The sequence below is a fragment of the Sphaerospermopsis sp. FACHB-1094 genome (assembly GCF_014696195.1).
Taxonomy (GTDB): Bacteria; Cyanobacteriota; Cyanobacteriia; order Cyanobacteriales; family Nostocaceae; genus Sphaerospermopsis; species Sphaerospermopsis kisseleviana.
Genome location: NZ_JACJPT010000070.1, coordinates 15584 through 27077, shown reverse-complemented (window position 1 = coordinate 27077; position 11494 = coordinate 15584). Strand labels below are relative to the sequence as shown.

The 11494-nt window shown below is 36.6% G+C and carries 10 protein-coding genes and 1 pseudogene; all 11 read right to left on the bottom strand.

Annotated features, from left to right (window positions below):
* Positions 1 to 131: 131 nt before the first annotated feature.
* The 11 genes and pseudogenes from H6F47_RS18815 to H6F47_RS18765 all read right to left on the bottom strand — a co-directional run bounded on the left by H6F47_RS18815 (position 132) and on the right by H6F47_RS18765 (position 11375).
* Positions 132 to 359, bottom strand: a complete 228-nt coding sequence (locus H6F47_RS18815; RefSeq protein WP_190650461.1) for a hypothetical protein — start codon at positions 357 to 359, stop codon at positions 132 to 134.
* A 119-nt stretch (positions 360 to 478) separates the two neighbouring features.
* Positions 479 to 655 (bottom strand): hypothetical protein, encoded by a 177-nt coding sequence (locus H6F47_RS18810; protein ID WP_190650463.1) that lies wholly within the window; start codon positions 653 to 655, stop codon positions 479 to 481.
* Between the two features lie 473 nt (positions 656 to 1128).
* On the bottom strand, positions 1129 to 1473 hold the full coding sequence (locus H6F47_RS18805) for a hypothetical protein (RefSeq protein ID WP_190650459.1): 345 nt from the start codon (positions 1471 to 1473) through the stop codon (positions 1129 to 1131).
* A gap of 75 nt (positions 1474 to 1548) precedes the next feature.
* Positions 1549 to 2217 (bottom strand): hypothetical protein, encoded by a 669-nt coding sequence (locus H6F47_RS18800; protein ID WP_190650457.1) that lies wholly within the window; start codon positions 2215 to 2217, stop codon positions 1549 to 1551.
* Between the two features lie 177 nt (positions 2218 to 2394).
* Positions 2395 to 5181 carry a preprotein translocase subunit SecA gene (secA, locus tag H6F47_RS18795; RefSeq protein WP_190347477.1) on the bottom strand — a complete coding sequence of 929 codons (2787 nt, stop codon included), beginning with the start codon at positions 5179 to 5181 and terminating at the stop codon, positions 2395 to 2397.
* 327 nt (positions 5182 to 5508) lie between these two features.
* A complete protein-coding gene (locus H6F47_RS18790) occupies positions 5509 to 6048 on the bottom strand; it encodes a cytochrome C (protein WP_137667346.1) in 540 nt (179 codons plus the stop codon).
* A gap of 92 nt (positions 6049 to 6140) precedes the next feature.
* Positions 6141 to 6731, bottom strand: a complete 591-nt coding sequence (locus tag H6F47_RS18785) for a hypothetical protein (RefSeq protein WP_096572195.1) — start codon at positions 6729 to 6731, stop codon at positions 6141 to 6143.
* A complete protein-coding gene (locus H6F47_RS18780) occupies positions 6728 to 8173 on the bottom strand; it encodes an AAA family ATPase (protein WP_190650455.1) in 1446 nt (481 codons plus the stop codon). The genes H6F47_RS18785 and H6F47_RS18780 overlap by 4 nt, the downstream gene beginning before the upstream one ends.
* Positions 8174 to 8281: 108 nt before the next feature.
* Positions 8282 to 8955, bottom strand: a pseudogene (locus H6F47_RS18775) (MoxR family ATPase).
* Positions 8956 to 9067: 112 nt separating this feature from the next.
* Positions 9068 to 10141, bottom strand: coding sequence for a bifunctional riboflavin kinase/FAD synthetase (locus H6F47_RS18770; RefSeq protein ID WP_190650453.1), 1074 nt, complete (start codon positions 10139 to 10141; stop codon positions 9068 to 9070).
* A 343-nt stretch (positions 10142 to 10484) separates the two neighbouring features.
* Positions 10485 to 11375, bottom strand: a complete 891-nt coding sequence (locus H6F47_RS18765; RefSeq protein WP_190347475.1) for an MBL fold metallo-hydrolase — start codon at positions 11373 to 11375, stop codon at positions 10485 to 10487.
* Positions 11376 to 11494 lie beyond the last annotated feature (119 nt).

The following is an 11494-nucleotide window of genomic DNA, read 5'->3' as shown; positions in this document are numbered from 1 at the left end:
TAACTGTATACTATTCTCAATAAGCACCAGATTTTTTCAGAGGGTCTATCACCTCAAACCTTTTCCCTATCTTGGTTTCAACTTGCTTGTCGCCCCCTCAAGCAATAATGATATTAGTATCGAGCAAGTATCTACCATTCATCAAAGTCAACCTTTTCACAATCTTGGTTTATTGCTTCACTCATTAGCTGTAAATCTTCTTTGGGTATTGAACCGGCAAATTTTATTAATTCTTTACCGGGAACACCTTTGATTTTTGAATTTGTCAAACTGCGGGCAAATTCCAGGACTTGATATTGCAAGTCTTGAGGCATTATTTTTAATTGTTCAATAATTTGGTCAGCAATAGATACATTCATAATATTTTTTCCTTGAATTTTGAAATACTGTTGGACTGACTTTTGCAGTGTAACCCAGATCAACAAGCCAAACTTCTCCACGTCTAGGGGTACTCATAATCTGTTTCTTGTTGATATAATTATAAAAAGAGTTCTTCAGCATTCCACACTAAATCGTCATCGGATAAAGGTGGAAAGTCTAAATTTGTAACCCGTTTCAAAATCTCCACAGCTATTTCTAATCTTTCGGATTCTGGTAAACTACCAAATGTGCTTAATAATTCTTTCACTAAAGTAGTTATGGATCTTTTCTCCATACACTTTTATAGCATAACATGATTATAATATTTTTGTGATACAATTGTGAATATATTTATTTAATGAATCACATCAAATGGGCAAAGCTGTTAAAACCCAAATTGTCAAAATCGGAGATTTGCAAGGTATTTTTATTCCTAAATTTTACAACCTTTTCTCAATCTTATTCTGTTACTTGGCTTATTAATTTAGTAGTCAGCCAGTCATAAAAATTTTGTATCAGCATAAAATAGTCATTAACTAAATCTATAACTGACAAACCTTTATCTAATCCCTGTAAATAAGATTTAGATTTTTCACTCCAGTTACTCCATTTTTTAAGCTGTGCAATATTTATTTTCATCCTAAAGTCTATATCTTTTGATGAAGAGAATAAAGCAATTTGTAATTCTTGTATAGGTAAAGTATAGTGTAGAGTGTATTCGCGTAAATCTTTGACAAACTTGCTAACTGAGTGACTTCTTATATATTCTTATTTTTTGGTATTATACTCATTTCTGAACTGGGAGTAGAGTCTATAAATCATCTTATCTGTATGATCAATTAGTGATTTTGTAGATGTAATAAAATTATGGAATAGCCTTGAGGTTTCATTGATTAAATTTTCTTGATTATTTATTTGGTACAAATTGTACATTTTTAAAGACTCTTTTGGATCTTGGAAGGGTTCTAGATATTTTGTTAATGCAATATAATTACCATAAAAGACACGATAACTTGCTTGCAATGCCTTTAAGTTTCTATAACTGTCTGTTTGTTTTGATTGTTGTATAAAATCAAAACGTTTATACAATTCGTTTTTATTCGTGTAATCCATTATAATTCCTCACTTAATTCTAATTGCCAAATTCCCAAAATAAGTTTTTCAGATTAAGTTGATATATTGACTTTTTTACATAATTCCTTTTTTCATTTCTTGAAGCTTTTCTAAATCTGCTTTATGAATATCATTATGTTGTCTTTCGGTAAGCCATGTATAAAAACCTATTATCACTTCATAATATTTTTTGACTAAATCAATCAATTTTATATTATCTCCAAGTTTATTTAAGTAATTTTCCGAATCTTCCCAGGATTTCCAGTGTTCTGATTCTTTAATTATCTTTACATCTATTTGGATATTTAATAGTAAATTTTCTGAAAAAGAGTTTTGTAACTCTACTATAGGTAACGTTTCATGCAGAGTATAGTTACGTAAATTTTTAATAAAGTTTTGTACATTATTCTTTACTAATTCTTCACTCTTTTTCAAGTCATATTCTTTCCTAAATTGATGCGTATCCGAGTATAGTCTCTTAACAATTACTCTAGTATGCTCGACTAATGAGCCAGCAGATGCTAGGAAATTATGCAGTAGTCTTGAGGTTTCATCAATCAAAACTTCTTGATTTTCGCTTTGCTCATGAGGATATTCTAGATATTGAATCAATTCGTGATAATTACCATCAAAAACACGGAAACTAGCTTGCCATGCCAATAAGTTTCTCTCAATCTCCATTTCTGCTGACTGTTGAATATTGTCAAACAGTTTACCCCGTTGGGTTTGATAACTGTATTCCATATAACTGCCTCTATAGTTTTAAATATTACAACATCTTTAATACTACAACAGATAAAATATTTTTTTATTCTTCCTCCTCTTCCTTCGTGTCCTTCGTTCCTTCGTGGTTAATTCCTCCTAAAACAAAAGACGCAGAAAACGCCACTCTTGCGCCTCTGCGTCTTTGCGTGAAAAAACCTAAACCATCCCAGAAGTCTGCACCGTAGGTTGTGGCTGAGGCTGGAACATAAACAGCGAATAAACCACATCACGGCGGATATTCACCATCATATCCAAGAACAACTCATAACCCTCACTCTTGTACTCAATCAGAGGATCTTTTTGCCCATAACCACGCAAACCAACCGACTCCCGCAAAGCATCCATTTGTTGCAAGTGTTCACGCCACAAAGTATCTATGCGTTGCAGAATAAAGAACCTTTCCGCTTGACGCATCAAACCCGGTTGAATTTGATCAATTTCTGCTTCCTTAAGATCATAAGCAATACGCGCTTGTTCATGGAGGAAAGCCTTAATTTCTGGAACTCCCATATCCTCCAACTGACTAGACTGCATATCAGCCAACAGGTAAACAAACTCCTTCACCTTATCCACCAACTTCTCTAACTCCCATTCTTCCGAAGGTAAATCAGGGTTAATGTAATAATCAACGATGTCATCCATCGTTTTCTCAGCATATTTAATTACCTGTTCCTTCAGGTCTTGACCTTCCAACACCCGCCGACGTTCCGCATAAATAGCACGACGTTGGTTATTCATCACCTCGTCATACTCAAATACTTGTTTACGGATGTCATAGTAATAGGTTTCAACCTTTTTCTGAGCGCCTTCCAAACTGCGAGTCAACATACCTGACTCAATAGGCATATCTTCCTCTACTTGGAAAGCATTCATTAAGCCGGCAACGCGATCGCCCCCAAAGATCCTTAACAAGTTATCCTCTAAACTGAGGAAAAATCTCGTTGTTCCAGGGTCTCCTTGTCTGCCCGCCCGTCCGCGCAATTGGTTATCAATGCGTCGTGATTCATGACGTTCAGTACCAATAACGTGCAAACCGCCACGGTTCACCACATCATCATGTTCACTACCAGTAAACTCTTCATACTCATGCTTAATGCGCTGGTAAGCTTCCCGCAATTTCTGAATCACAGGATCATCAGTAGGCGCTTTTTCCGCAGCTACCGCGATTTTTTCTTCCGCTTCCAACTCCGGTAAACTTCTTTCACCGTAAGCTTTTACCGCCACGTCTACCGCTTCTTTTAACAGTTGTTCTGTTTCCTTTGATATCTGAGTGGGGAAAATTTCCGGGGAAGCACGCCAAGTTTTCACCTTTTTACCAGGCACAAAACCCTGTCCTCCACCATGACCGGTAGGAAGTCCAGAAGCCCGTTGAATGCTAAACTCATCATCTTCAGGGCTAACGATCCGGGGCATAAAATATTCCCGCAACTTTAACCGCGCCATATATTCGGAGTTACCACCCAGGATGATATCTGTACCCCGTCCTGCCATGTTGGTGGCAATGGTTACAGCCCCTCTGCGTCCAGCTTGGGCGACAATTTCCGCTTCCCGTTCCACGTTTTCCGGTCTAGCATTTAGCAACTCATGGGGAATTTCTATTTCCTTCAAGAGACGGCTAAGAAGTTCGGATTTTTCTACACTGGTCGTACCCACTAACACAGGTCTACCTTGTTCGTGCATTTCCGCACATTCTTTAGCGATCGCCTGCCATTTACCCATTTCCGTCTTAAACACCATATCCGATAAATCTTGGCGTTTTCTCACCCGGTTGGTAGGAATAATGCTTACTTCCAACTTATAAATCTTTTCAAATTCCACCTCTTCCGTCTTCGCTGTTCCTGTCATTCCTCCCAACTTAGGATACAGCAAAAACAGATTTTGATAGGTAATAGTTGCCAGAGTTTGGGTTTCTGGTTGAATGTCTACCCGTTCCTTCGCTTCAATAGCTTGGTGCAGTCCATCACTCCAACGTCGTCCCGGTAATACCCGACCGGTAAATTCATCAACGATCACCACTTCCCCATTACGGACAATATAATTCACGTCTTTGAGAAATAGTTCCTTACCTTTAATCGCATTAAACACAAAATGCGCCCAAGGATTTTCAGGATCAAACAAATCAGTTACATTTAAAAGGTTTTCCGCTTCTGCAAAACCTTCATCCGTTAACAGAACGTTACGCGCCTTTTCGTCTACTTCGTAATGTTCATCTTTTTTAAGAGTAAAAGCAATTTCTGCCGCTTGTAAATACTTTTCTGTCGGTCTTTCCACCTGTCCAGAAATAATTAGCGGTGTCCGTGCTTCATCAATCAGAATCGAATCTACTTCATCAATAACACAATAATTAAAGGGACGCTGCACCACCTCCGCCATAGAAGTGGCCATATTATCCCGCAGGTAGTCAAAACCGATTTCACTGTTAGTTACATAAGTAATATCACAGTCATAGTTTTTCTTCCGTTCTGTGGGACTCATGCTGGCTTGAATTAGCCCCACACTTAAACCCAAGAAACGGTGAACCTGTCCCATCCATTCCGCGTCCCGACGTGCCAGGTAATCGTTCACTGTAATAACGTGAACACCTTTACCCGTGAGGGCATTTAAATAACTCGGTAAGGTAGCCACCAAGGTTTTACCTTCACCGGTTTTCATTTCCGCTATTTGCCCAGTATGCAGAATTGCCCCACCGAGTAACTGTACATCAAAATGTCGTAATCCTAACACCCGTCGAGCAGATTCACGAACAACCGCAAAAGCCTCTGGTAGAATATCATCAAGGCTTTCACCCTTAGATATACGTTGTCTAAACTCAGTAGTTTTACTTTTTAATTCATCATCAGAGAGTGCTTTAATTTCTTCCTCTAAGAGATTAATTTCTGTAATGTAAGGCTGGTATTTTTTTAGTTTACGAGCGTTGGGATCGCCCAACAATAGTTTTAGCATGGCAGTTTATAGAACTAGAACAAGGGGAATGGAAATTAAAGGTTTAGCTAAAAGCTATATAATTATAGACGCTTAACTCAACCCAACCGTTTTGGTGGTGGATGGGTAGAAAATGAGAATCAACTCAAAACCGAAATGAAAATTTACCAATCACCCGATTTTGTGATTGGTTTTAACTCATATCTTATAGTTAAACTTCTTTCATAGTATCATTTTGCCACTAGAACAGGTGACTGGGGACTGGTGACTGGTGACTGGTGACTGGGTAATCAATTTGATGTTTCCCAATCAACTATCAACTATCAACTATCAACTATTATCACCAATTTATTTTTCCCATTCTGCTGTCAGTTGGCGGAAATTATACTCATTTGCACCAGGATGGCAACTAACACAACTACCCATTGTTACAGGATTTGGTAATTCTACACCAGGATGTAAAGCTTTAAAATAACGTGATCTGTTTAAACGATAGGGTGTTTCTTCGTCTTGCAGTTGCACACGGGAAAAGGTAGAAACATATTTCCATACTAAATTGCGTTGTATTCCTATTAAGGGCGTAATAGTTGCGCCATAGTGCTGGGAGTCTTCCAAGATATTTTTCCAGGTTTGGGTAGGAAATACCTCTGGTGGTAAAGCTAGATGACAGGTTGAACAGTTTTCTATATATAATTCTTTTCCTAACTTATATTGTGCGCGTACTACGTCAACTGTACCAATTTCCGGAGGGTTTGCTGCTTGGGTGCTGGTGGCTAGACCTAGTATAAATCCTATGGCGACACTCCAACCGAAAATAATCAGCATGACTATCAGTAGTTGGCGTTTGAGTTTTTTGTGGGATGATTTAGGTTTAAACATACTAGGCATAAATAGCATTATGGTAAAAGTGAATATTTTGGTTTTTGTATACACCTGATATTTAGATAGATTTTATTATAATTTGTTGCATTAATTTCTATTTACTTGCAGGTTTTATCATTCCTTTCAAAAAGTGGAATACCATAATCTTCTAAAAAATCCTGTGCTAATGCTTGCCAACTGGCATTTAATCTAGGGTAAAATTCAGGAGTACAAACATAAGCTTCTAAATTTAAACCTGCATAATTCCTTTCTAGTTTATCATCAAATAAATCTATAGTATTTTTTAATTGTCTAATCGCATCTACTCTATTTTTGTTTACCTTCTTCAAACTGGTTGCATTTAATTTGAACTCTACAAAACAGAAATAACTTTCATCAAAAAATACAAAATCACAATGAGAATCACCAAATCCTAAAAGTCCCTGTTTACCATCAATAGGAATAAAAGCAACTCCCGTAGCATGAATGATATTAAATAATTTGCTGCTATCAAAACCATGAATTATAGTTTCCACACCATTGATTTTTAGAATAAATGTATTATCATCGAAATCAATACTGACAATGATAAAAGATTGTCCTTTATAGTCTATAACAGAAAACTCTGCTCTCAATTCTATTTGTAGAATATTAGGAAACTTAGGAAACGCATTTGATAGCAGTTCTTTAATATCGTCAAATTTGCTCATCTTCTTTTAAAAGTTCTAGCGTGGATACTGTATAAAGTCTGAAAATCACCACCCAAAATTTCGGAAACAGTATCCAGATAATTTTGTTGAATAGTACCTTTTTCAGTATTAAAAATAGACTCACAATAATGCGTTGTTTCAGAAGATTGATTACCTAATGAATAAGCTGAAAAATCTTCAGCTTGTAACCAACAATCTTTAGGGATTATTTGTGTTACTTCAACTTCTGCATTGGGATTTTTGACAACTACTCTATTCGCAAATAGAAGATTATTAAAAACTGTAAGTACATAAGGACTATGAGTGGTGATGATGAGTTGATTATCATCATTTTGATTAACCATTAAAGATAATAACTCAATCAGTTGTTTTTGTGCAATAGGGAATAAATGGGCTTCTGGCTCTTCCAATATTCTTAATATTTTGGTATTATCAAGAATATTCAGGAATATATCTTGTAAAATCCTTATAGATTCTTGCTGTCCTGATGAAGCATTAGAAAGATGAACATACTCTCCTTTTTGAGTGTTAAATATAATTTTTTCTCCCCAATTATCAATCCTGTATTCACCTTTTATTATTTCATCTATTCGGTTTTTGATACCATATAATTTTTGTTGTATATTTTCATCATCTTCATAACTTTCAATTAGTCCCTCAAAATTATCAAATTTTTTGAATGTGTCTTTAATTCTCGCAACTTTTTCCATAAATTTCAACATTAAAGTTTCATCTATTGTTTGTTGCTTACGCTGAAATGCTTTTTTGTTATTTTCCCTTTCCTCATTTTCCTCTATTGGTTTATTCCTATTTTCTTCTAAACTATTTTGAATACTTGCCGATAAGTATCTTTCAAAAAAATCAGAATAACTTACTGTCGCATTTCTACCTGCAATTACAAACAATGAATCTGTTTGATTACTTTCAAATAATTCATTCAACAACTTAGAAAGCCGTTGAGCATATCTAATTCTATTTTTCTCATACGTCAATTGTTCGTAAATATTGTTTGTACTTAAATCTTGTTGAAGAAGTTTTTTAATATTGCTTACAGAATTTTTAAAATCCTCATTAAAGAAATTATCACTGAATCGAGAATCTAGTTTTTTCTTATCATTAAGGGTTAATCTCAACCATTTATCTTCTTCAAGACTATAATAAAATGTTATTTCAAAATCAGGTAAGTGTAATGTAGAACCGAAAAAGTCGTAAAATTTTTCTCTTACGGGAAACATAATATCACGCAGTTTATCAAAATTCGCTTTTTCTGCATCCTGATATATTTGACTAAACAAATCATCTCTTAGTGATTTAAAAAAATAAATCAATTTAGCAATAGTGCTTTTACCGCTTGCTTGTTCACCAATTAAAACTAATACTTTTCTAACTTCAATCTCTGCATATTCAATAGCACCGAAGTTTTTGATAATAATTTTCTGCATGATTATAAACTGTCGTTTTATCCAATAAATTTATTATAGTTGTAACAGGTGCAAGATGTAACTATACAAAAACAAACTTTTACATCTGTCACCTGTTACCTCTCACCTTTAAGGAATAGCAACCGATCGCAATATCCGATCAACTATCGTTTTCGCATTCCTTCCCCCTCTAGGAATCAAACGATGACTCAAAACATAAGGCGCTAAAAACTTCACATCATCGGGTATTGCATATTCTCTACCTAATATAAAAGCTAATGCTTGGGCAGCTTTTTGTAATGCCACACTACCACGAGGACTAACACCTAAAGTAATTTCCTCATCCTGTCTCGTAGTTCTCACCAATTCTAAAATATATTCTTGTAAAGATGTTTCTACTTTTACCTGTGAACAAAGTTGACGTAATTGTGCAACTTCTTCCAAAGTAATACAAGGTTGTAAATCAGTAACTTGTACACCCTCCTGAAGATTTTGCAACATTTGTAATTCTTCAGTTTCCGAAGGATAACCCAAACTCAAGGAAAGCATAAACCGGTCCATTTGTGCTTCTGGTAAAGGAAATGTTCCTTGGTATTCGACGGGGTTTTGAGTAGCAGTTGAAATTTACCATCTACAGAACGCGCTAAAGATTTCGCCAGCAAGGTTTTACCAACACCAGGTACATCTTCTAATAAAGCATGACCACCACCAAGCAAAGCAACTAAAACCAAGCGTACTGCTTCATTTTTACCAACGATGGTACGAGCCAGATTTTGGGTTAAAGCGTCAATTTTTTCTCTCATTCTCTTTAGGTAATTGGTAATTGGTAATTGGTAATTAATTTATTCTTCCCAGTCACCAGTCACCAGTCACCAATCACCAATATATATATTGTTCCCCAGTTATCATTCAAATTCAGTATGTCCTATTTAAAATTTCTTTGGCTATGGTGCAGTCAAGTTGAATTTGGGTTTTCAGAGCTTCTATATCAGCAAATTTTTGTTCTGGGCGTAAAAATTTGACTAACTCTACCACCAATGTTTTACCGTACAAATCACCAGACCAATCAAATAAATGTACTTCTATTGTTGAGTATGTACCGTTGATAGTGGGACGGTTGCCAATATTCATCACGCCTAATTTTTCCACAGGAGCGGTATCAGGGGTTTCACTGTGAATGAAAACCCGCACAGCGTAAACTCCCAGACGGGGTAAAAATTTATCTTTTGGAAGTTGCAAGTTAGCAGTAGGAAAACCAATGGTTCTACCTAATTTTTGCCCTGTTATCACCACACCAGTTAAACTATAAGGTCTTCCCAGTAAGCGGGTTGCTCTAGTCATATCTCCTAATTCTAAACTTTGGCGAATTGAGGAAGTGCTAATACGACCATCTTCTGTGAAATCATTGGGGATATTATCAGTATTGTTGGGAAAATTTACTGTATCAGTTTGTATGGGAACTATAGTTACAGGTATATTGTACTGAGCAGCGATAATTTGCAAATCTTTGGCGTTACCCATGCGTTTTTTGCCAAAACAGAAATCTTCCCCAACACTGATTTTTTGACATTGCAGTTTTTCGACAAGGATTTTTTTGACAAAATCTTCTGGTGATAAAGCAGATAATTCTCTATCAAAGGGTAATAATACAAGTTGTTCTACACCTAGCGATCGCAGTTGTTCGACTTTTTCATCTAGGGGAGTTAACAAAGCACGGGGTTGACCAGTAAAAAACTCCTGGGGATGAGGATCAAAGGTAACAACCGTTGAATATGTATGGTTTGGGGATGATGGTACGGTTAATAATTGAGAGGGATGATCTGGTGAGTATTTTGGTAATTTATCCCCATTTCCCCGCCCATTTTCACTTACTGCTGAATGCAAAATTGGTTGAATTACTCTTTGATGACCAAGATGAACACCATCAAATTTACCAAGAGCAACAGCAGTTGGTGTTAGTAGCTGTTCAGTAGAAGCAGCAACCCACATAGAACACCCCCAAAAAAAACAACCAGCCTCAGACAAATTTAGCACTTGGATTCAGGGATTTTAGGTTTATTTTCGTTATCAGCGTTTGCCAACCTCTGCCTTTTAGACGTATTTGAGGCTTGGAGCAGGTGTAGGGTAAGGGGTGCAGGGTGTAAAATTAGCAGACCCATTACCTTGTTTACCAATTACAAATTAGTAATTATCCTAAAAAATTACCTTTTTTAACATTTTTGAATAAGTATCGTCTTGGGGAAGTTATATCTTGTCCAATGATGACGGTCATCATTTAAGAACTGTTCTCTCTCACACTTGTCAAGAGTCACCTATCACCTAAACGATTATTTTATGACTTACGTAAAGGTAATGATTTAGAGACAGCATCTAATACAGGAACATCCAGTATTAATCCCTCTCTGGCCATAATTGCACCAGGAAATTTCTCCGCTGCTTGTTTACCCACATTATCTAAAAAATCATCATTGTGGGCAGGATCATGGTGATAAATGACCAATGTTTTCACGTTGGCTGCTTGGGCTATTTTCACCGCTTCTTGCCAAGTAGAATGTCCCCAACCAATTTTTGGTGATTTAGCCCAAGAGTATTCTTCATCAGTGTAGGTGGAATCATAAATCAAAATATCGGCATTGCGTGATAGCCAGAGGACATTTTCATCTAATCTATCAGGAAAATGTTCTGTATCTGTGATGTAAACGGCTGCTCCACCACACCAGTTAACTCGATATCCTACGGCTTCACCTGGATGGTTTAAATGTGTCGTTTCTATGGTAATGTCCTCAATGTGAATTGGTTCACCTGCTTTAACAGTATAAAAATTCAAGTTGGCCTGCATAATCTGCAAGGGTACAGGGAAGTTGGGATGAAGCATTTGGTCATTGAGACGTTGCTCAATGGTTGAGCCATCGGGGGCGATCGCACCGTAGATATTAAATTTATTTCCTTTGATAAAAGCCGGAGTAAAGAATGGAAACCCCTGTAGATGATCCCAATGGGAGTGAGTAAAGAAGATATGACCCTCTACAGGCATTTGGGACAGTAAAGATTGTCCCAAAACGTGAACTCCTGTACCACAATCAAAAATCAAACGTTTACCCCCCACTTGCATGGCAACACAAGGGGTATTACCTCCATAACGGACGGTGTGTGGACCAGGACAGGGGATACTACCCCTAACGCCCCAAAACTGCACTGTAAATTGATTCTCTATCCTAGACATGGTTGTTGGTTGCTGGACTGAGCGGGCGATAAATCAAAAAAATGCTGCTTATTTTTCTAGTTTAAAGTGTAAATTTTACGGTAATGGTTTTAATTTAGACTTGAGTCTTTGGAAATACA